Origin of the sequence: Xanthomonas populi (assembly GCF_002940065.1) — a bacterium.
Taxonomy (GTDB): Bacteria; Pseudomonadota; Gammaproteobacteria; order Xanthomonadales; family Xanthomonadaceae; genus Xanthomonas; species Xanthomonas populi.
In genome coordinates, this window is record NZ_MDEJ01000042.1 from 1 (window position 1) to 20493 (window position 20493).

A 20493-nucleotide genomic window follows, 5' to 3' on the forward strand; every position below is an offset into this window, starting at 1 on the left:
TCGCTGATTTTTTGAAGGTATGGTCATCATCCAGTGCGTGTCACCACGGCTACGACTTGGTTGTTCGAGGTGCCCTTGTAGCCGGTATTGATCTGCTCTGCCATCGGCAGGCTGCGCACGAGCCAATCGTCGATGTCGCGCCCTACGCTGCCCGGTGGTGCAGAAGACGCTCCAGCTAGCGCAACCGGTTGCATCGACGAATGCAGAGGTGACCGTAAAGGGCGCCGTCCCTCCTGACTTCTGGGCGGCAAGGTGTCGGCCACCGGCGTGTTTCCGCGCCGCCGCGGCCGCGCGAGTAGCGGGCCGAGCAAGCCATTCACCGCACCGGACGGTTCGCGTGGTGTCGTCTCTTGGGCTGGTGTGCGCTCGGTGGTGTCGGTTCGCGGGCGAGAGCGAAACGGGCGAGAGCGAAATAAGCGGTTCACATTGAACATGGAGAGATACCCTGCGGAATCAGCGGTACTGAATGGTCACCTATAAATCCAGGCTACTTCCCCGTGATGACCATCGCTGCGCGGAAGCGAAGACGTTGCGCCACTACGCGAACCAGGCCCTGTCTGCAAAGACGCCCCGGTTCTGGCCCCCTTACGCGTCCAATCAGCAAGTGTCCGACCTGGTCGGCTTTCAGCGCGATAAAACACTGCGGCATCTAGCTATCAATCAAGTGGCACTCGGAAGCGAGGGTCAGGTTCTGAGGTATCTCCACGTTTTTCAACCCACGACCCTCTGGTTGTAGACGTGCTTGGGCAGTGTGCGTCATCGCGCCAGCCATTGGCTGGTGGGTTCCATCGGCCAGCACCTGAGCAGGGCTTCGCGTCCGATGCGCAGCGTTGCATCGAGTTTTCGTTTGTCGATCACGATCAAAGCACGCGGGCCGCGCACTCACCAGCGCGCCATCGCCGCATGCAGTGATAAGCACTCCGCGTGCAGGTGATGGTTGCTCAACAAACCATCCAGCGCTCTGCGCGGTGCGCGCACGCGCTCAGCACCGGGCCAGCGGCGAGCCAGCTCCATCAGGGTCAACCGGCAGCCTGCCGTCAACGCTTCCACTGCCTTCAACACCACCGGCGCGCGCAGGGCATGCATGGGCTCACCTGCATCGGCAAGACACCTCTGCTCTACTTCACCGGCGCGCATGGTCGTCAGTCCTTACGCGCGTCGGAGAACAAAATCTGGCTGAAGCCGCTTACCGCTTCAATCGAGGATTCCAACTGCGCGAGCTGCTGCCACGATTTGCCACGGCCATGATGCAATGCAAGCCTTGTCCGGAGCCGGTTCTGCGTGCGTTAAGCGATTTCCACAACGTGAGAGTCAGGGCGAATCAGGTCTCGCTAAGATAGCCGCATCGACTTGAAGTTCATCACGCGCTCTAGTCCATGACAAGAACGGCAGCTGCTTATGAACCCCCGCATCCCTAAGCTGATGTGGTTAAGGATGTCGCCGGCGCTCCATTTTTTGCGTTTTTTTCGCCAAAATAGTTCATCGGTGCATGCATCCCGTACCGGGAGTGGCAACATTTGTGCCTGCCGCATGAGACATGCCCGTATGACTTTATGAGCATGCATTCATATGCAGCTGTTCTGTCCTGCTCTGTCCTGCTTTGCCACTGAGAGGCCGCATACATGTCGCTCAATACGCTTTCGACCGGGAGCACCTCCGGTCTGTTTCTACCTCAAACGGATGACGCGTCGTCCCCGGACTTGCTCGGATCCGATTCGGCCATGAATGACTCCGATCTGTTGCTGGCGATGGACAATCTGTTTTTGCAGCAGATTTACAACTTGATTGCCGCCACCTACGGCAATACGCCAGTCAGTAGGCCAGGCAGCGCCATGCCGGGGTTCGCCACGCCTTCAGCGGACGACATTCAGGCCAGCCAGCCGATCGAGAAACGCACGTCCTGGCCGACGCTGCCGACCCCGTTCGATGCCAAGGACATCAAGGGTTCCAACGCGCCACCAGCCATGCAGGGGTCATCGGTGACCTGGGACGGCGGCACGCTGACTCCGTCTCAGCTTCAGATCGTCTCCACGCTCAATCAGCATCGAGACAAGATGCCGATTGAGTTCGCCAAGCTCGACGAAAAGATTAGCGATCCAGCCACTCCGCCCGACCTGAAAAAAGCGCTGCAAGGCCTGCAGCAAGATCCTGGCCTGTTCTTCGCCATGGCATCCCAGGGCCACGGCAAGCACCACCATGAGGACCAGGGCAAGTGCAACGGTAGCCTCATCGCCGACAATCTTTACGACTTTACCGACCGTCACCCACAGGTGACGGCGCTGGGCGGGAAGAACGCCACCTACAATCCCGAAAAAATCAAGGGATCGACTCCGCCGCCAGCGGCAGAGGGCTCAACGGTGACCTGGGACGGCGGCAAGCTCACGCAGTCCCAGCTTGAAATCGTCTCCACGCTCAATCAGCATCGCGACATGACGCCGATCGAGTTCGCCAAGCTCGATGAAAAGATCAAAGATCCAGCCACTCCGCCCGACCTGAAAAAAGCGCTGCAAGGCCTACAGCAAGATCCTGGCCTGTTCTTCGCGATGGCATCCCAGGGCCACGGCAAGCACCACCACGAGGACCAGGGCAAGTGCAACGGTACGCTCATTGCGGCCAACCTCTACGACTTTGCTGATCGCCATTCCCAGGTGACTGCACTGGGCGGTAAGAACGCGACCTACAACCCGGAAAAAATCAAAGGGCGCGGCCTGCCGCCACCAGTGGACGGCTCTTCGGTGACTTGGGATGGCGGGACGCTCACGCAGAATGAACTGGAGATTGTTGCAACACTGAATCGCCACAAGGACAAGTGCCCAGTCAAGTGGGAGGATCTCGATGCCCGGTCGAAGGATCCCGCCACCCCGCCGGATCTGCAGAAAGCGTTCGCAGATTTACAGCAAGATCCAGCTCTTTTCCATGCAATCGGCTCGCAGGGCAGCAAAGGGAGCTGCGATGGCAAATTTACTGACAAGGATATCACACGCTTTTCAGTACCTGAAAAACACGCGCAGGTCGCCCAGTATGCCGAGAAGCAAGCCAAGGGCTACACGCAAAACTATATGGCGTCGGACAGCCCGGACAAGACCAAGCCGACGGTCATGACCGAAAGCGACGCGATGCGCGAGCTCTATCGCTACTCGGACTATCTGCCGAAGGATCTAAACCAGGACGCGTTAAAGCAATTGGTCGAAGGCGAAAGCGGAACCAAGAAATGCCCGCCGCAGGTCATCGCCGCCGCGCAATATTTTCGTGAGCACCCCGATCAGTGGAAGGCGCTGGCGGGAGACTCGGGCCAGATGAGCACCGTGGATCTCCTGCAGAAATCCTCATCGCAGATGCACCTGACCGCGCCTGAACTGAAAACGCTAGACACCATCAACAGCCACCAGGACGCATTCTTCGGCGACGGCAAAGAGGTGACCCGCAACAAGCTCGACACGATCATCAAAGACGACAAAGCCGACCCCGCAGTGCGCGACGCCGCCAAACAGCTGTTGGGCGACCCGCTGCTGTTTGGCCTGTTGAACAACGCGATCACCGGCTACAGGAAGCCCAAAAGCTTCTTGGGCGGTGGCCATGTCGTCGACTCAGGCAAGATCAGCAAGAAGGACTTTCATCAGTTCTACGATCATATGACGTTGGCCAACAAGACCGTGGATAAATCGCCCACGCACGCGGCCACAGCGCCCGACCAGGAGAAGGCTGTCGCGGACATGTTGATGGGCAAAGCCGATCAACCCGAGATCAAGAAGAAAAAAAAGGACATCGGTACCTTGGGCAAAGGCGCGCATCAGTTCCTCAAGTGGGACAGCAAGATCATGGACGGGATCTCTATAGGACTCAGTGCACTGAACTTCATCCCCGTGGTCGGCGAGATTGCCGATGTACTAGCGGTGGGATGTGAGAGCGAAGCGCAGGCAGCACAGGTGATCGACACCGCAATGCAAGGTGGCAACATGTCACTCGCGTGGGAACTCGCCGGCATCAACATGGCCGCTGCGGCGGTGGGTGCCATCGGTGGGGCCTCGGTCAGAGTCGGAGCCAAGGCAACAAGTAAGGAAGCCGTCAAGGCGGCAGGCAAGGCGGCAGGCAAGGCGGCATTGGAAAACGGGGCGGACAAGGCTGCAGCCAGGGCGGCGGCCAAGGCGGCGGCCAAAGCGGAAGCAACGAGGCAAGCAGCAAAGCCGAAACCCAGGGTGCTACAGCGCGTCAAGTCAAACATGAAAAAATATACAGGAGGGGAAGCCATTGGCCATTCGACTCAAATTCTCAAAATGCCCGTTTTGGCAGGCTTGCATTATGAAGAGACACGATTGGATAAGAAGAAAAAAGAAGGAGAAATACGCCATCGGCTGGAAGAATCAGGCGGGCTGCCGGTAATGGGGCAACAGAGGATCCCGCAGGGCGTTTACGACAATTTCGCTGCAGATACGAAAAAAAACCTCGACAGTTTAAAAATTTTAAGGGGACGCCGTAAGTAACGATCGTTCTCGAGCGATCACCTGGTGCAACGGAATGCAATCAACGGAATCGCTCGATTGGTCAGGCAAATGCGGAACGAAAACGTGTAACATTAAGGCAATGCTGACCAGTTAGCTGCGCCCTGGTGAATGATGGGCTGTGACAGTTCCGCTGTGTTGTTCGCATGATCAAGATCGTATATGTGCCCGTTCGGCGCGCTTGGGGTCGCCTTTTCGGCCTCATAGCGCCCAGCAGGCGTGTCTAAGCCGGCAATCGACCGCGCGCCAGAGACAGGTTCGCCAACCCCAGCGGCACGAAGCTGCGGTTGGCATTGTTCTCCAGGCATCGATAACGCACTTTGGCAAAGCACCATAACAGCTTCACCGCAGCAAACATGTACTCCAATCGCGCCCGGATCCTGGACTTGTTGCGGTTGCGGTTTCGTTCGACTGTCGACTCCCCGCAATTCAGTGCCAGATAAAAATTGAGGTCTGCGGTTGAGTCTCGAGACCACCCTGTGTCCTTTCAAACTGGTGCAATGACAGCGCATCGCATTTTCTCCACCGGAGAGTTCAGATGACGTTGGAATCAGGAAATCACCGCCCAGCCAACACCGCGTTTTTCATCGGTCTGGGCGCCTGCCTCGGGTTGCCTGGCGAGCTTGCGCAGCGACTCTGCGAAGGCGAAACCATCCTTGGGCCTGCGGGCATGCTGTGCCGTGTCCACCCGCAGATACAGCAGGGCGAAATGACGGCATTTCCGGAAGTGATCCTGCCACTGGCCGCACGCGAGCTCGGCGGCAATGACGTGGTGACGCTGCTGGCGCTGCAGGAACAATTGCTGACGCAATACGGCTGGCGGCTCACGCTCTCGGATCTTGGCCTGCTATGCGTCTGCCCGCTGTTGCTTGAGCGCACGCCCGATGCCGTGGCCACCGCGCTGGAGCGCGGGCAAGTGGTTGCCCGTGTGGTGCTGGACGCGCTGGTGGCGCAGGCCGGCAGCGCGGCCGAGGTGGCCTCATGAAGCTCTCACGCGACATCGCCGGCCCTTCCGACATCCGCCCGGCGTTTGCCGCCCACGCACATCAACCGCAGGCGGAGGAGCCCACCGTATCGCAAGAGACGCGGTTACCACCCGGGCCGCTGGAAGGCCTGCACTCTCCTGGCCCGGGGCTACGCGGCCTTCGCGCGGCGCTTTCGCGTCGCGGGGTGACCGACACCGGCCGTGCAGAGTACTCCCGTGACGCATTACAGCGCTTGGATTCCTCGGAGAGCTTGGACACCTCTGATGCCACGTTCCATAGCAGGCGCATGAGTTTGTCCGCATTCGACGGCGTGTCATCACACGCGTCTGCTGCGACCTACGCCGAACGCAGCGCACTGGCGGTCGATCGTGAGAAGGGGCAGATACGTCTACGCCTGGGCGTACTGCCATTTGCAGGGCCCTCGCAGGAGCAGGAGACGCGGCAGGCCGCGTATCTGGAATGGGCAGACGCACGCCTGCAGGAACGCATCGCGGCGTTCGGGCCGGATGCCGGATACCAGGTCGTCGGCGATATGAAGGCGGAGGGCGCAAAGGCAACGTTGCCGATCGCTTACGAGTGCATCAGGTCCTTCATCATCGGCACGATGCGAACCCCGTTCGGTCTTGCGGCGGGCACAGCCTACGACCGCACGCGTCCGCAAGGATCGGAGACGCTGAGTACTGCGACGCTTTCCAGCGCGGTGGCGGGCCTGGCGTCCTATACCGGCGATACGTTGCTGATCCCGGCAATGGATCGGCGCGCGCGCGTTGCCAACCTGCCGCGCTTCCAGGCCATCGACCCCAAGATCCTGGTGCACGATCCGCCGCCGGTCCTGCTGGAAATCACCGCCGAAGGCAAGCGTTTCAAGCGCCCCGGCGAGGGCAGCACCGCAACGCTTGCCGAGCTCAAGGCGCAGACCTACGACCTGCGTGCGGGCCTCACTCACTGGCAATCGACCCTGGACGACAAGTCCTTGGACATCTTGTTGCTCAAGCCGACGATCAATGCAGGATTCAACGCGGCGCGGCGGACCTCCGACACCCCGGGCACGGGCACACCGGCTGGCCAACTGGGGTTGAGCGCGCTCGCCACTGGCGGGGTAGGGGTCGTGCAGAAGGCGGTGCTCGAAACCGGCAAGGCCGTTGCGCGTACCGGCCAGATGAGCGTCCCCGACCTGCTTGGCGGACAGCAGCGGTTGAATCTGTTTTCGCTTGCATTGCCGGACAAGGTGCGGCGGCCTGCGCAATGGTCCGACGCTGTGCGTTTCGCCCCCAACTATCTGCTGGAGACCGGGATAGAAGCCCTGGCGTTGGCCAGGCAGGCCTTGAGCACCACCAACGCGATCACGACTGCGGTACGCGATGTGCTGGGCCGTCACGTGCTCAGCAACATGCTGGCCAATTTCGCCGCGCTCGGGGCCGGCCGCCTGATCGCTGCGCCCTTGCGTGGCGGAAACGAAAACGGCAGCGTTGCGGGCGAAGCCGCCAACTCCACCGCGACGGTCGTGCAACAGGCGGCGCAGACCCTGTTCGGCGATACGCTCTGGAAAGCGCTCAAGGCCAAGAACGGCGCCAACACCACCCAGGCGACGCGACTGGATCAGGAACGTGCCGTCGCCGCAACCAATCATCAACGCACCATCGCACGCACCCTTCAGGCGCTGACCGAACCGATCGACGAGGCGATCGCGATGTTTTCGGCGCCGACACCGGCGAATATTGCGCGCGCCCTGGAGGAGGGGGAGCCGCTTGCGCCTGCACCGGGGCTGCTGGCGGGGATGTTGCGTGAAGCCCTGGAGCAATTGCGCATGGAAATCGGCACGCAGTCCATCTCGATCGCGACCATCGACACTGTGCTCGATCAGCTTGACGACGCGTGGGCGGCGATGTTAAGCGGAGTGACACGCAACGACCTGACCAATATGCTGAATACCGAATTAAGGACGCTCAGGCGTGCAATGCACGAGAGCGAGGAACTTCGCCAGTGGGAAAATGGCGGGCCGTGAGCGCTCGACCCCGCAGTTGATCCACTTGCGTATTGCACGCCGCAACGACAGGCAAAGCCGCCGCTGCGTCCGTCGCATGTTGTCGCGGTCGCGGTCGCGGTCGCGGTGCCAGCCTAGTGCGCTGCTCATGTGCGATCAGTGGGGATGGAACGGGGCGGTGCGGCGCGCGGCACCGCTTCGTACGCCGGCCACTGACCGACCGTGCGCATAGCCTCGGCAATGCGGTTGCGCTGGCGCTTGACGATGAAGTCCACGCCACGTTCTTCGGTCAGTTTCGCCTTCTCGCGGACCAGCAGCAACGTCGGCTCCCACACGGCGGGCTGCTGTAGCAACGCGTCGAAGGCGGTACGCTCGGCGAGTGCACGCGCGTCGTCACCAGCATCCTGCGCCACCAGTGCAAGTGCCTGGTGCACGTCCAGCAGCGGCGCAGCCTCGCTGCGTAACGCCTCGTCGGCGAACAGCGCGGCCAGCGCGTTGCCATCGGCGAAGCGCTTGGCTTGCTGCATGAAATGCTCCAGTTGCAGCTCTGCCAGCACCGGCTGCAGGGTCTGGTCGACGTCGTTGCCCAGCTTGACCAGGCCGTAGTCGGCCCAGCGCTCCCACCGGCTGCGTACCAAGCGTTCGAATGGCGCGAACTGCGCAAAGTCGGTCGCGCGGTCGCTGCGAACCGGATCGATTTCGCCACCGAACTGGAACAGCGTGCAGAACGCGGTGGCCACGTCCGCGCTCGCTTCGGCGGCATAGCCAGCATCGATCGCCGAGACCGTGGTGCTGGCCGCAGGCGTCGCCGATGCGCCATCTCGATGCTGGGCAAGAGCCAGTTGCACGCCGGCCGTCAGGCGCGCGGCCGCTTCCACCCGGTGTGCGGCAGTGGCGTCGCAATACTGCGTGGTCATGTAGCCGGCCACGGTCGTCGATGTCCAGCCGAGGTCCTGGCGCGATTTGACGCCGAGCCCGAGCGAGCCACCCGCACGGCGGCCATGCGTATCGCCTGCGCGCAGGCCGGCGCTGACGCTGGCGCTGCATTCGGTTCCCTGACTGACGCGTGCGGCTTGGTCGATCAGCCCGACGCTGGCCTCTGGATGCTCGGTCAGCAACGCATGCATCCAGTCCGTGCCATGTCGCTGTTCTGGATGATCGGGTGTTGCGCGGCGCACCAGATGCTCCAGCATGCTCAAAAACGCCTGCAGCAGCTCCGGCTCGCGGCCCTTGCCCAGCCGGGGGATACGGATCTGCAGGCCGTCTTCCACGCCGACGTCGCGCCGATAGCGCCAGTCCGCGGCGGCCGACACGCCGGCTGCCGCGTAGGCACTGTCCACAGCAATGCCATAGCCGACAGTCAGGCCCGCACCGAGCTGGCGCTGTGTCGTGGATTGGCGACTGATCTGCAGGTACAGACCGGTACGTCCCATGTAGAACTCCAGCGAGGCATCGCGATTGCATTGCACGCTGGCGATCAGTCGCGCGCCCATGCCGAACGCGGACCCCGCAATGGCGGCTGCCGCCGAAAGCGGTGCGAGATTGGTGCCCCAGGTCCGTTGGCAGGTGATCCGCCAACGATCGCGCCATTCCAGGTGCGAGAGCATGTCGCGCAGCAGGGCCAGCAAGGCCTCGGGCTGGGTCAGGGCGCCAGCACCGGTCTGCTTCACCAACTGCAAGGTTTTGTCGATGGCGGTGTCGAAATACGCCAGGCAGTCATCCGCATGCGCGAGCCACAACGCGGCCTGTGGTGAGGCATCGCTCGGTTGCAACGGTGCTGCCTGTTCTGCGTCTTCCGCCGGCGCGGCAGGCAGGCAGGTACGCAACAGATCGAACGCGGCTGGCGCGGTGCAGCGGCCGCTCTGCACCTGCTCCCAGGCACGCTGCAATCCTTCCGGTGGCGCTGCCTGCACCCCTGCACCGCCCGGGGTGCGGGAGGCCTGTGCCTGATGGTGGCCGTGCAGCGCCGCAGCACGTTCGGCGATGCGTGCCAGGGTGGCGGCATCGAAGACCACGCAGCTGCGGTCCACGTCCTCATCGACCCACTGCAGCAGTTCGGCAGCCGTCTGCCAGTTCAACTCGGCCTGCGATGGAACACAGCCCTGCGGTCGGGCTGCATGCAATGCGCCCAGGTAGCCGATCAAGGCAGCCGAGGCGTGCTCCAGGGTCAGGTTGGCGCGTCGACGCGGTGTCGGCAGTGCGGTGGCCGATGCGACCTGCAGCCCCTCCGACAAGGCATGCAGCGGATTGGGAGCGCTCGCGTGTGCGCTTGCAGGATGGGGCGAGGTGGCAGTGCGCACCGCCTCGCCGAACGCCTGCAGGTGGGCGTTTGCGCGCGCATACGCCGAATCGGGAGCACGCGACTCGTAGCCGTTGCGCAGCGCATGGTAGGCCGCGCGTTCGTCGCTACTGCAGTTGTGCAGCGCGTGTGCCGGGTCGGCCGCGTGCAGGGCGACACCGGCTGCGCGCCGCGCACCGCTCAGCCAGCACCGCGTGGCGGTATCGTCCACAGGTGCGGCGCGCAGCAGCGCATCGGCCCGCAACGCAATGCGCGCGATGTCCTGGCGGCCCGGGTCGGCGGCACGCTCGTGCCGTGCCTGGATCAGCTGGCCGAGCACCTGGCGGCCGCGCGGCACGCGCGCCATGGTCTCCAGCCAGTGCGTTGTCGCCGCCTCGATCGCTGCGCGGGGAATAGCGGAGTCATCGCCCATCGTCGCGCCCGGCGGGGCCTCGGGCTGTTCCGGGTTGGCGGGGATCAGCGCGCTCCAGGTACTGTTGTGGACATGATCGAAGGTGGCAAGCAGCAACGCCGCGGCGTCAGCGCGGTTGTCGCCGAGCACATCGGCTACTGCCGAGCGCAGCGCGCCAAGCGCGATGGCCACGATTCCCGCCGCAGGCACCGCTTGGTTTCCGAAACGCGTGGTGGAGAGCCCGCTCGCCCATGTCGACATGCGATGACGCAATGCATCGGCAACAGCGGCATCGGTTGTGCTGGATGCGGTCTGCTCGATCTGCGCGGCAATCAGGGCATCCGACGCGGCCCGTAGCGCCTGGCTGGCGCGCAGATCGTCGGCAGCTGCGGTGTCAAGCTCGTGCTTGAGCGATTGGGTGAGGCCCGATAGCGCCGGAAGCAGTGCACGCAGTGCGTCGGCGTGCGCAGCGGTCTCAAACAGGTCGCTAGCCACGATATGTGCAGACTGCAGCGCTTGCGCCAGTGTGGTGTCGAGGCTGGCGGCGCGCACGTCCAGGCGTTGCAGCGAGGCTTGTTGTTTCTCGCGCAGGGCGGACAGATGGCGAGCGTGCTCGTGCAGCTTGCGGATGCGATCCAGCTCGGCTTCGCGCTTGAGCATGTCACGCAGGCGCGGTCGACCATCGCTTGCAGCAGGCGCGGGCATGGCCGTCAGCTGGTCCAGTTGCTGCTGCAGCTGTTGCTCGGTGCGCGCCAGGCGCTCGCTGCAACTGGCGATGTGTTTGCGTAGCAGCGCGTTCCAGGTGGCCAGCACCTGTTGGCGTTTGCGGGTTTCGTTGGCCCGGTCGGCCAAGCGCGGTGCGCGTCTGACATGCAAGCCGGTGTCCTGCTCCAGGCGATCGAGATGCAGCAGCACCAGGCGCTCCAGCGCCTCGGCCTTGCGCACGGCGATCCGGGCGTCGCTTAGCCGTTGCGAGGCGGAGAATGTCGCTGTCTGCAGGGGGGCGAGTGCGTGCCAATCGCCGGGCTCTGCCTGAGCCGGAGGCGCAGGCTGCGCACAGGTGCCTTCGTAGCGCAGCATGCGCGTATGGTCTGGAGTGGCCTGCCGGGCGATGCCGACCGCCGTGCCAGCGAACTTGGCGAGCCTCTGCAACGACTTTCGCACGCCGCGCAGCCTGCCTGCCTTGCGTGGCGGAGAAGTGTCCTGGACTGTATCGGCTGCGGCTGCGGTGTAGCGACGTACCCGTGCGGCCACATCCACTTCTGCAGCGCGTGCTTCGGACTCGGCCGCAGGCCCATCTAGCTGATGCAGTCGGTGATGGGCCTGCTTGTGCGGCGACGGCGTGCCAGCATGCGCTGTGCTGTGGCTGTTGCCAGGCAGCCCGAATGTCACGGTGGAAGGGCGGATGCGGGTCACGCTCGACGCCTCGCAGGTGGACTTGCTGTTGTACCCACCCTGGCCATTGGCCAGGCAGCGTGCGTCCCCGGGATCCCCACACCATCCTGCTCGTGTGCGCAAACCGGCGCCCAAGGCGCCGGGCGCCAACACCCGATGTATTGGCGTGCGGCGATCTCGAGACCACCCAGCGCCGGTGCCCGGCAGATGCGGCGAAGCAGTGCATCTGCCGGGCGCAATCGACGCATAGCGCCAGTGCAGGGTGCGATCAGCCGCTGTAGCCCTTATGGCTGATACTTGTCGCCCCGCTGGCCTGGGAATTGCTGGGGGCAATCACCTCGTTGGGCGCATCGGTTTTCAGGTTTGTCAGACTCACCGTCGCGCTGGCCGCGTCGGTACGGAACACCGCTTCCTGGATCTGATTGAAATCGCAATTTGCGACCTGAAGGTGCGTGTCGATCTCGTTATGTCCACCGTTGGTACGGAAGACCTTGCCGGCGCCGTTGACGGTGTCACCAGACATCACCACATCGGCAGCGCCGTTGTCCTGCACGACCTTGTCTGAGGCGTTGTTGAACGTGGAATTGATGATCTCGACCTGCGGCCGGCCGCTGACCTCCGAGCTACCACCGGCAATCCCCGCATCATGCTCACGGTTGCCCTGCCCATCGATGGTGACCGCATCCTCGCTGACATCTTCGTTGACGCAGTTGACCATCTTGCCGCTTCCTATGAAATGCACGCCGTCGCCGCCGCCGTTCATGTGGACGTTGCAGATGCTGCCGCCGTCCTCGACGACGAACAGCGGCTGCTGGTGCTCGCTCTGGGAGCCATCGCCCAGGCCGGGGCCACCCGTGTAGGTCTGACCCTTGCCGTCGAACACCTCGCCCTTATGCACCACGATGGTCTTGTTCTGGACGCCGGGTGGCGCGGTGACGACCTTGCCGGGAGGAACTGGCGCTTGCGTGCCAGTAGAGCTGGGCGTCACCGGCTGACTCGGGCTGGTGGGCGAAGCGCCGCTACCGGCTCCCGTTCCGCCGTTGCTGTTGCTGTTGTTGCTGTTGCTGCCACCGCCAGTACCGCTGCCGCTTTGTCCGCTGGGGTTGGTGGAATAGGGCGGGCTCGAGGGCTGCATCGACGGTGTCGGATTGGAGTTGGCCGGTGGCTGACCATCATAGGATGGCTGGTCCTGTGGCTGCATCATGTCCTGGAGCATGCGTTGCATGCAGTACGCCAGCATGCTCATGATCACCGAGGTCAAGGCTTGCTGCTGCGAAAGAGAGGATGAGGCTGGCTGTAAGCTTGCAGTGGTAGTTGAGGGTATGGCGAGATTCATTGGCGATTGCCCCTATGTAAGATGGTGCGAATGAAGTCATGCGGGTGGGAATCACGGCCCCAGCAGCGCGCCGGGCTGCTGGGGCCGATGCGCAGGGTTGCGACGGCATGTTGCCCAGCCGTGCATGTTGTCGCTGAAGACATCGGCATGCCTGCAAGGCTGAGCACCTTCACGCGCGCAGCCACAGATAATTTCCCGTCGCGATTCCTTCGAACATTTCGTCGTGTGCAATGAAGATATTGTTGTTCCAGTAACGTCCATGCTCGGCGTAGTGGGCGAGCAGATCGCAGATCCATACGCCGTCGACGTCGTCGTCCAGGGGAACACGCACGATCAGAACGATCACGCCGGCATCGTTCAATCCGAGTTGCGCCTGGTCCTGTGCGTACACCGACAAATTGGCTTCCAGCAACAGCCGGAAGACCGTCAAGGTCCGTCCCGCAGGAGCAAGGCCGTAGGAGATGCGTAGGTACAGCGCTTCTTCTTCCGGCGCTTGCTCTGCTTCATCGTCGGTCTGGGCTGCGGGCATATGCAGATAGACTTCAAACCCTTCCACCCACAGCACGCGTTTGCTGAGCACCGCCTGCACATCCTGCAGGTCCAGTGCTTCGCACATCTGTTGAACGATCTCTTCGAACCGGGCGTTGCTCATGTGCCGTGCAACACGCGCAGGGCTGGGGACTAGCCCTGCGTCATGTCAAACGCCGTTACTGACCGACCAGGTCTTTCGCATTGCTACCGGCCTTGCCGATGAACTTGTTGAGCGCCACATTGAAATCGAGGTCGTTCTTGAGCATGGTGATCTTGTTGTTCATGCGTTTTTGATCCTCGTCCGAGGCGGTCAGGTCGCCGAGCAGCGAATCGATTTGCTTGCTTGCCCCCGTCGTTGCAGCGGCACCGGACATGCCATTTGAAACGCCTGCGCTAAAGCCATCCATGCCCTGGGCGGCGCGCGAGTGCACTGAACTAATATCTGGAAGTAGTGACATATCAAGACTCCTTAACAGTTGAAATGTAATGAAGCGCCTGCGCCTGTCGGCGCGTTTTACCTGGTCTGGGCGACCAAGGAATCGATGGTCAAGGCATGCCGGCGATGTGCGCGACGATGTCGCGCGCGGCGTTGATGCCGTCGTGTAAGACTGTGAAATCGTTGCGGGCCGCCTGATCGCTCGCTGCAGACCAGTGCACACGGACCTGTTGCGCTGTCGTGTGCAGTGCTGCCTCAATGTCGCGCAGTCGCTCACCGGAGATATCCAGCGCCTTGGTCTGCAAGATTTTGTTCATATCCTGGGTGACCGTCTCGGTCATGGCATCGAACATGGTGCGGTTCTCATGGCGCCGCTTGCTGCGGCAGGGAAGTAAGGTGCTTGGTGCCGTCCGGTGTCTCTACGTAATGCAGGCCTTCGACCAACAGGGCGGCGTCGTAGTTGGAAGGTGGTTTTATGGACGGGTCCTGCTGGGTGATGTCCACGTGCAGCTTGCGGATTTCCGGGCCCAGATCGCTGCGAAGGTCGGCGATCCTCCGGATTGCACGGTCTGCGTTGTCGCTGCTGCCGGCGATGGAAAACACGCCCTGACCGTCGTAGCGAACGCTCAGATCGCGGTCCGCCAAGGTGTCGCGCAGGGTTGCCAGCACCTCATCCACTACCACCACATCGACCGTGACCGCCTGTTGATATCGACGTAGCTGTGCACGCAGGCGCGCTGCATCCGCGCTGCTGACCACCAGGCCCTCGACCCGCACGCGCGTGCCAACCTGCTCCACGCGCACTTCGCGCAAGCCTAACCGTCTCAGCAAGGATCGGACCTGGTTGAGCTGATTGTCCTGGCTGCGCGGGGGAGCGGCATCGGAGAGAAATGCCGGTAGCAGGGAGGGCAGCAGCGCTGCTGCGGCCACGGCTAGCATGGCGCACACCACTGCACGCATCGCATTGCGCCTGGATCTGGGTGGTGAGGGTGCTTCCAGCGTCGCGGCTGGGGACAGCAACCTCTCCAGCAGCGCCACATCGTCGGGCCAATCGGCCACAGGGTCTCCGATGCAGAGCACCAACGGACCAAAACGCACTGGATGCAGCGCAACAAACGACGTGGTTGGAAACGTGTCGCTGCGATAACGCACTTGACCATCTGCATCTACCTCAATGATGAGCGAGCAACCAGGCCAGTCTTCGATCCAGATCTCTGCTTGGGCGTCGGAGCCTAACGTATAGCTCCTTGGCTGCAAATCTAATCGTGCGCCGGCGTGTGTTCCCGTCAGTATGCGAAGTTGCATGGTCATGCGCGAATCCCCTGAGCGGTCCCATCGTGGTGTTCAATCAGTAGCGTGTTCAAACGCGTGATGGCACGTGCACGATCAAGGCGTTTGCGCGGTTTTTCCGCGTTGAGCAGCATCAATGGTAGTAGCAGATGGAAACTGCGCAGCGCTGGCGACGCATCCGGTTGTGGCTTCATCAGGTCCACCAGGCGCTTGCACAAGTCCTGCAGGGTTTCTGCAGATGCGCCTGCGCTGCCCGCCTGCAGGTGCTCGCGCATCAACCTCCAGACCATGGCGGTCAGCGGGGCGGAGGCCGGATGGGCGATACCGATCGCACGCAACTCGACAAGCGCAACGGCAAGCGCGTTTCGTCTGGTCGTCTGGTCGGCTGCAGGCGTCGCCGCGTAGCGGTCGAGGACGCCGTGGACGCTCGCACCAACGCTGTCGTCTACGTGCGTTGGTGCGGCAATCGGCCACGTCCCCGCCTGCGGATTGCCGGCCTGCGCGTTGCCGCCCTCGCCGTGCTGATTGTCCTGGCTTTGTCCCTGTGGCTGAGCGGCCGCCACGCTGACACGGCCGCGCAACGCCGACACACGCGCCGCTTCTGCTTCTTCCAGTTCGGTGGCGTTGAGCTCGTCGTCCATGCCATCCAGCGACCGCATGCCGCGTCGCCGCCGCCGTGGCGGGGCCGTGCGCAGACGCGGTGCATGCGGTGCGGCATCGGCCAGCGGCTGCACGCCAGCGTGCGGCGCATCGGCGTGGTTGTGCGATACGCCCGGCGCGGTCGGCAGCGACGGCGGCATAGCGCCTGGCGAAAGACGGCGGATCATGGAAAGGCCGCCTGCATCAGCGCCTGGCCGAATTGCATGATCGCCGAGGCGCCCCACGGTGCGGTGACCGCAATGGCGGCCACCACCACCACCAGCTTGAGCGCGAACGAAATCGATGCGTCCTGTAGCGACATCACCGCCTGGATGAAGGCGATGAGCAGCCCGGCCACCGCGGCCACGCCGACCACCGGCAAAGACACCTTGAGGCACAGCAACAAGGCTTCGGATGTGAATCGCACCAGATCGTCATGGTCCATGGCGTCACCGATAACTCAAGACCAGGCCGTGGATCAGCATGGACCAGCCATCCAGCGCCACGAACAACAGCAGTTTGAATGGAATTGCCACGTTGGTTGGCGTCACCTGCGAAAGACCCATCGCCATCAACGCATTGGCAACCACCAGATCGATCACGATAAAGACCAGATACAGCAGAAATCCGATGCGGAACGCCTCGGTCAGCTCGCTGAGCGTGAATGCCGGTGCCAGCACGAGAAGATCGTCCGGCTTGAGCGTGTCGGCCTTGTCCTTGGGCCAGATCTGCTGCGCCGAGCGAATGAAAAAGGCTTTTTCGCGCTCGCGCGTGTGCTTGAGCAGGAACTGCCGAAACGGTTCGCGGCAGGCGTCGAGCAGCACCACCACACGGCTGTTGTCGGCACCGGGGCTGTAATTCTGTGCGGCCTTGAACGCCTCCATGCCTACCGGCGCCATCACAAAGCACGACACCAGCAACGCGACGCCGTTGAGGACCATGTTCGGCGGCACCTGCTGCACGCCGATGGCATTGCGCAGCAGGCCGAGCACGACCACGATCTTGGTGTAGGAGGTGACCACCATCGCTGCGAAAGGCAGCAACCCCATCATGATGACCACCAGCAGCAGCGAGCCGATGTCAGGCATCTGCATGCGTGGTCTCCGACATGCTGAGGATCTGCACGCCAAGATGTTCGCCCACTGCCAATAGCCTGCCAATGGCGATGGTCTGGCCGTAGACGACCAGGCGGATGTCGGCTTGATCCACCGGCACCGGCAATTCGAGGATCTGGCCGGGCTGCAAGCCCGACAGCACCGAGAGCGGTAGCGCAAGCTGGTCCACTTCCAGGTGTACAGGCAGTTCAAGTGCCGCCACATCGGTGGTGGACGGCGAGGCGTCGTCGGGCTCGGAGGTATTGTGATGCATGGTTGGGGCGGTCTCCAGAATCATCTGTTGCAGGTTGAGGCGCACCGGAGCGCGCAACACCGCGCCTTCCGGTATGCCCCAGAGCAGTTCGCCGCTGTGCACCGGAGCAGAGGCAATTCCGTGCAACAATACATCGCCCGGCCGCAGCGATTGCAGCAGCGCTGCCGATGCGGTGCGCTTGCCGATGCGCAGGCGCGTGGTCACCCGCAGTGCGCTCAGCCAGGCAGGCAGTGGCGATGGCGTCGCCAGCGCAGCGCTAGCCGTTTGCAGCGCAGCAAGCAGAAGCGGGCTGGCGGTCTCTGCGATCGCGTCGATGTCGCCCAGCGTGATGCCGATGTCGGGGCAATCGGCCGCGTCCGCATAGCGCTCGAAGGCGACGACCTCGGCAGCGCCCAGTCCCAGCGGTGCGAAGGCGTGCAGGTCATCGCCCAACAGCACACCGGCGATCGCCACGCGCAGGGCGTCATCGGCTTCGTTCAACAGTAGCGCCAGGCCGTCGCGTGCCGCGATCCGCAACTCCAGGCTGCCGCTATCGAACTGCAGCTGCAGGCGCGCGGCGTCCTCGGCCCGGACGCCGCGGCGTTGCGTGGTGAAGCCACAACGGCGTGCGGCACGCGGATCGGAGAGCAATCTGCCGAGCAGCGCACGGGCTGCAGGCACGTGGGTCAGCGCCTGCGACAAGTCGCGTGCCGGTGACGTCAGGCTCGGCTGTGTTGACAAGACGGCGTCCCTCGTTATGGCTGTTCTGCTGCATGTGCGGCGCTATACGACCTCGATGCAGATCTGAAGCGTGTCGCTGAGAGCGCCCTTCAATGCGGTATCCAAACGTTTTCTTCCATTACAAAGTACCTCGCGCGTCTCGGGCGAGCCGCTGTCGAAGCGAAGCGATAGCTGGTCTGGCGAAAGCCGCAAGAACAGCGTGGTCTGCGGCAGGATGTCGTGGTTGATATCCAGCCACGCCTCCCAGATACCTGCGCCGCGCACCGGCGTGGCGTTGCAAAACTCGGCTACCCGCAGCGCGATGTGGTTGATGACAATCTGTGCGCGTTGGGTGCGGATCCACTCGGTGGCGATCTGCCGACCCAACGCGTCGCTGTCGTCGCCTCGGGCGATCTGTCGGTGGTTACCCTGATCGAGACAGGATGACGGGTCGCTTCGCACCGGCGCAGGGTCATGCCCGTCACTGCCAGCATCCGCAGCATCCGCAGCATCGGGCAGCGGCGGATCGTCGTCGCACTCCTGCGCCAACAGCGCGTCTGGCAACGCGAGCTGCGCGGTGTTCAAGCGTCGGCGCAGCTGCATGAAGCTGGCGCGCTGCGCCAGCCGCATCGGCGTTGCCAGAGCAGCCGGCCGCAGCGGTGCACCGGCGAGCGGCAGGATGCGCACGTGGCGGACCGGTGGCTTGCGCATCATGCGACCACTCTGCCGATCGGCTGCAGTTGTACCTCTGCGCCCAGCTCCTGGAACGAATAGACCTCCAGCCAGTTCAGACGCGCCTCGATCATGCGGCGGACATAACGCCGCACGTCCATCGATGCGACCACTGCCAAGGGATGCCGCGCCTGATCGCCGACGATGCGCTCCACCTGCTCGACGAGCTGATTGGCCTGTTCCGGTGGCAAGGCCAGAAAATTGCCGGCCGGAGTCGCGCGAATCGACTGCCGGATCAACTGTTCTACCGCGTGGTCGAGCATCACCGCAGGCAGCTGCCCGGTTCCTGCGGTCGCAGTGTGCGCAAGATAGCGGCCGAGATCGCAGCGGACATACTCTGTCAGCATCAGCAGATCCTTTTCCTTCGGCCCCCACACCACCAAACTCTCCAGAATGCTCTTGATGTTGCGCACCGGGATGCGTTCTTCCAGCAGCCGTCTCAACACATCAGCGATACGCTGGGCCGGCATCGCCTTGTTGACCTCTGCGACCAGCCCGGGGTAGTCCGCGCCCACCTGCTCCAGCATCCACTGCGTCTCCTGGATGCCGACGAACAGGTGCGCGCGTGCATGCAGCGGCGCAATGGCTTGCTGGGCCAGTGCCTTATGCATGTCCGCCGTGTCGTTCAATTCGGCACGGGTCTCGGGGACGTCGTGAATCAACACTTCGTATTGCATGTCCTGCAGGGCTTCGCTCTGCCATATCGCGATCCCCGGAAACGGCAGCCCCAGCAGCTCGACCAATTGCCGGCGCTGGCTTTCGATCGCCTGATCCAGCAGTGCCGGGTCAAGCCGAGCAGACAGTTGCGGCGAAAGCCGCATCGACAAGGGCGAGGCGAAATCCGGCGCGCTCTTGCGGATATGCGGCGCATCGCCTTTGGCGCCTTTGCGGCTTGTCGATGGCAGCGTGGGCTGATCGGTTCCGCTGGTGTCGCGTTGCTTGCGCCAGATCGTATAGCCACCGGCACCGACCGCCGCTGCCAGTAGCAGGAATAGCACCGCCGGAAATCCCGGCACAAACGCAAAGCAGGCCAGCAGCACGCTGGCTGCCATCAAGGCACGCGCGTTGCTGGTGAGCTGGCGACCGATGTCGAGCCCGAGCGAGCTGATCTTGGTCTCGTTCTCGTTGGCGACGCGTGTGATCATGACGCCGGCCGCCACCGAGATCAGCAGCGAGGCGATCTGCGACACCATCGCATCGCCTACCGACAGGATCGCAAAGCGGTTGGCCGCTTCGCCTGCGCTCATGCCGTGGTAGGTCACGCCCACCACGATGCCGGCCAGGATGTTCACCATGGTGATCACCAGACCGGCGATGGCATCGCCCTTGACGAATTTCATAGCGCCATCCATGCCGCCGTGCAGTTGACTCTCGATGGCCAGCCGCGCACGTTTGCTGCGTGCTTCGTCTGCGGTCAGATTGCCGCCGCGCAGGTCGGCATCAATGCTCATCTGCTTGCCGGGCATCGCGTCCAGGGTGAAGCGCGCACCGACCTCCGCAACGCGCTCGGAGCCCTTGGCGATCACGATGAACTGGACCGTGGTGATGATCAGAAACACCACCAGGCCCACCACCAGGTTGCCGCCTACCACCAGCTCGCCGAAGCTCTCGATGATGTGGCCTGCCTCGGCATGCAGCAGGATCGATTTTGTCGATGCGATGTTCAACGACAGCCGCAGCAGCGTGGTGAACAGCAGCAACGAGGGAAACGACGACAGCGAGATCGAGTCGGGCACATACATCGTGACCATCAGCAACACCACACTCAGGGTGATGTTGATGCCCAGCAGCGTATCGATCAGCGGGGTGGGCAGCGGCAGGATCATCAAGCCGATGACCGCAACCACCAAGGCGGCGATCGCCACTTCACCGGTGTATGCGAAATACCGTGTCACGCGCATGCCATCT

At 63.1% G+C, this 20493-nt stretch carries 17 protein-coding genes and 1 pseudogene; 3 read left to right on the top strand and 15 right to left on the bottom strand.

The window, feature by feature from the left end; all coding sequences use genetic code 11:
* Positions 1-26 precede the first annotated feature (26 nt).
* Together XpopCFBP1817_RS21560 and XpopCFBP1817_RS21835 are read right to left on the bottom strand one after the other, a co-directional pair.
* The gene (locus tag XpopCFBP1817_RS21560; protein WP_158251282.1) at positions 27-194 is read right to left on the bottom strand and encodes a hypothetical protein; all 168 of its coding nucleotides are present in this window, start codon (positions 192-194) and stop codon (positions 27-29) included.
* 688 nt (positions 195-882) lie between these two features.
* A complete protein-coding gene (locus tag XpopCFBP1817_RS21835; RefSeq protein WP_167393879.1) occupies positions 883-1086 on the bottom strand; it encodes a hypothetical protein in 204 nt (67 codons plus the stop codon).
* 536 nt (positions 1087-1622) lie between these two features.
* Here XpopCFBP1817_RS21835 and XpopCFBP1817_RS08835 point away from each other — a divergent pair.
* Complete coding sequence (locus tag XpopCFBP1817_RS08835; protein ID WP_128416840.1) at positions 1623-4481, top strand: HrpF/NolX family T3SS translocon protein; 2859 nt, start codon at positions 1623-1625, stop codon at positions 4479-4481.
* A gap of 241 nt (positions 4482-4722) precedes the next feature.
* Here XpopCFBP1817_RS08835 and XpopCFBP1817_RS22845 read toward each other — a convergent pair.
* Positions 4723-4911, bottom strand: a pseudogene (locus tag XpopCFBP1817_RS22845) (IS5/IS1182 family transposase); the annotation flags it as partial.
* Positions 4912-5037: 126 nt separating this feature from the next.
* Here XpopCFBP1817_RS22845 and hap3 point away from each other — a divergent pair.
* Positions 5038-5484, top strand: coding sequence for an Hpa3 family type III secretion system protein (gene hap3 / locus XpopCFBP1817_RS08845; protein ID WP_128416841.1), 447 nt, complete (start codon positions 5038-5040; stop codon positions 5482-5484).
* Entirely contained in the window at positions 5481-7490 is a 2010-nt protein-coding gene (xopF1, locus tag XpopCFBP1817_RS08850) for a type III secretion system effector XopF1 (RefSeq protein WP_128416842.1), read from the top strand. Before hap3 ends, xopF1 begins: the two co-directional genes overlap by 4 nt.
* A gap of 125 nt (positions 7491-7615) precedes the next feature.
* Here the strand turns inward: xopF1 and xopZ are convergent, their stop codons facing one another.
* The 12 genes from xopZ to XpopCFBP1817_RS08910 all read right to left on the bottom strand — a co-directional run bounded on the left by xopZ (position 7616) and on the right by XpopCFBP1817_RS08910 (position 20486).
* Positions 7616-11575, bottom strand: a complete 3960-nt coding sequence (gene xopZ, locus XpopCFBP1817_RS08855) for a XopZ family type III secretion system effector (RefSeq protein WP_128416843.1) — start codon at positions 11573-11575, stop codon at positions 7616-7618.
* A gap of 247 nt (positions 11576-11822) precedes the next feature.
* On the bottom strand, positions 11823-12794 hold the full coding sequence (locus tag XpopCFBP1817_RS08860) for a pectate lyase (RefSeq protein ID WP_128416862.1): 972 nt from the start codon (positions 12792-12794) through the stop codon (positions 11823-11825).
* A gap of 265 nt (positions 12795-13059) precedes the next feature.
* Positions 13060-13542: a CesT family type III secretion system chaperone gene (locus tag XpopCFBP1817_RS08865; protein ID WP_128416844.1), complete on the bottom strand. Its 483-nt coding sequence runs from the start codon at positions 13540-13542 to the stop codon at positions 13060-13062.
* A 55-nt stretch (positions 13543-13597) separates the two neighbouring features.
* Entirely contained in the window at positions 13598-13879 is a 282-nt protein-coding gene (gene hrpE, locus XpopCFBP1817_RS08870; RefSeq protein WP_128416845.1) for an HrpE family protein, read from the bottom strand.
* An 88-nt stretch (positions 13880-13967) separates the two neighbouring features.
* Positions 13968-14210 carry an Hrp regulator HrpD6 gene (gene hrpD6 / locus XpopCFBP1817_RS08875; protein WP_128416846.1) on the bottom strand — a complete coding sequence of 81 codons (243 nt, stop codon included), beginning with the start codon at positions 14208-14210 and terminating at the stop codon, positions 13968-13970.
* Positions 14211-14220: 10 nt separating this feature from the next.
* Complete coding sequence (hrpD5, locus tag XpopCFBP1817_RS08880; RefSeq protein ID WP_128416847.1) at positions 14221-15168, bottom strand: HrpD5 family protein; 948 nt, start codon at positions 15166-15168, stop codon at positions 14221-14223.
* Complete coding sequence (locus tag XpopCFBP1817_RS08885) at positions 15165-15974, bottom strand: 4-hydroxyphenylacetate catabolism regulator HpaA (protein ID WP_128416848.1); 810 nt, start codon at positions 15972-15974, stop codon at positions 15165-15167. Before XpopCFBP1817_RS08885 ends, hrpD5 begins: the two co-directional genes overlap by 4 nt.
* Positions 15971-16231: a type III secretion system export apparatus subunit SctS gene (gene sctS, locus XpopCFBP1817_RS08890; RefSeq protein ID WP_005994479.1), complete on the bottom strand. Its 261-nt coding sequence runs from the start codon at positions 16229-16231 to the stop codon at positions 15971-15973. The genes XpopCFBP1817_RS08885 and sctS overlap by 4 nt, the downstream gene beginning before the upstream one ends.
* Positions 16232-16235: 4 nt before the next feature.
* Positions 16236-16880 carry a type III secretion system export apparatus subunit SctR gene (gene sctR, locus XpopCFBP1817_RS08895; RefSeq protein ID WP_128416849.1) on the bottom strand — a complete coding sequence of 215 codons (645 nt, stop codon included), beginning with the start codon at positions 16878-16880 and terminating at the stop codon, positions 16236-16238.
* Positions 16867-17823 carry a type III secretion system cytoplasmic ring protein SctQ gene (gene sctQ / locus XpopCFBP1817_RS08900; RefSeq protein ID WP_167393882.1) on the bottom strand — a complete coding sequence of 319 codons (957 nt, stop codon included), beginning with the start codon at positions 17821-17823 and terminating at the stop codon, positions 16867-16869. The genes sctR and sctQ overlap by 14 nt, the downstream gene beginning before the upstream one ends.
* Positions 17824-17916: 93 nt before the next feature.
* On the bottom strand, positions 17917-18564 hold the full coding sequence (gene sctP, locus XpopCFBP1817_RS08905; RefSeq protein ID WP_167393881.1) for a type III secretion system protein SctP: 648 nt from the start codon (positions 18562-18564) through the stop codon (positions 17917-17919).
* On the bottom strand, positions 18564-20486 hold the full coding sequence (locus XpopCFBP1817_RS08910; RefSeq protein WP_128416850.1) for an FHIPEP family type III secretion protein: 1923 nt from the start codon (positions 20484-20486) through the stop codon (positions 18564-18566). The genes sctP and XpopCFBP1817_RS08910 overlap by 1 nt, the downstream gene beginning before the upstream one ends.
* Positions 20487-20493: the final 7 nt, after the last annotated feature.

Bases quoted from the DNA above. Each gene is read 5' to 3' on its own strand.
- XpopCFBP1817_RS08835 (WP_128416840.1), top strand. From the start codon at position 1,623: ATGTCGCTCAATACGCTTTCGACCGGGAGCACCTCCGGTCTGTTTCTA.
- sctP (WP_167393881.1), bottom strand. From the start codon at position 18,564: ATGCGCAAGCCACCGGTCCGCCACGTGCGCATCCTGCCGCTCGCCGGT.
- sctR (WP_128416849.1), bottom strand. From the start codon at position 16,880: ATGCAGATGCCTGACATCGGCTCGCTGCTGCTGGTGGTCATCATGATG.
- XpopCFBP1817_RS21835 (WP_167393879.1), bottom strand. From the start codon at position 1,086: ATGCATGCCCTGCGCGCGCCGGTGGTGTTGAAGGCAGTGGAAGCGTTG.
- sctS (WP_005994479.1), bottom strand. From the start codon at position 16,231: ATGGACCATGACGATCTGGTGCGATTCACATCCGAAGCCTTGTTGCTG.
- hrpE (WP_128416845.1), bottom strand. From the start codon at position 13,879: ATGTCACTACTTCCAGATATTAGTTCAGTGCACTCGCGCGCCGCCCAG.
- hap3 (WP_128416841.1), top strand. From the start codon at position 5,038: ATGACGTTGGAATCAGGAAATCACCGCCCAGCCAACACCGCGTTTTTC.
- XpopCFBP1817_RS08860 (WP_128416862.1), bottom strand. From the start codon at position 12,794: ATGCTGGCGTACTGCATGCAACGCATGCTCCAGGACATGATGCAGCCA.
- XpopCFBP1817_RS21560 (WP_158251282.1), bottom strand. From the start codon at position 194: ATGCAACCGGTTGCGCTAGCTGGAGCGTCTTCTGCACCACCGGGCAGC.
- hrpD5 (WP_128416847.1), bottom strand. From the start codon at position 15,168: ATGACCATGCAACTTCGCATACTGACGGGAACACACGCCGGCGCACGA.
- XpopCFBP1817_RS08885 (WP_128416848.1), bottom strand. From the start codon at position 15,974: ATGATCCGCCGTCTTTCGCCAGGCGCTATGCCGCCGTCGCTGCCGACC.
- XpopCFBP1817_RS08865 (WP_128416844.1), bottom strand. From the start codon at position 13,542: ATGAGCAACGCCCGGTTCGAAGAGATCGTTCAACAGATGTGCGAAGCA.
- xopF1 (WP_128416842.1), top strand. From the start codon at position 5,481: ATGAAGCTCTCACGCGACATCGCCGGCCCTTCCGACATCCGCCCGGCG.
- hrpD6 (WP_128416846.1), bottom strand. From the start codon at position 14,210: ATGTTCGATGCCATGACCGAGACGGTCACCCAGGATATGAACAAAATC.
- XpopCFBP1817_RS08910 (WP_128416850.1), bottom strand. From the start codon at position 20,486: ATGCGCGTGACACGGTATTTCGCATACACCGGTGAAGTGGCGATCGCC.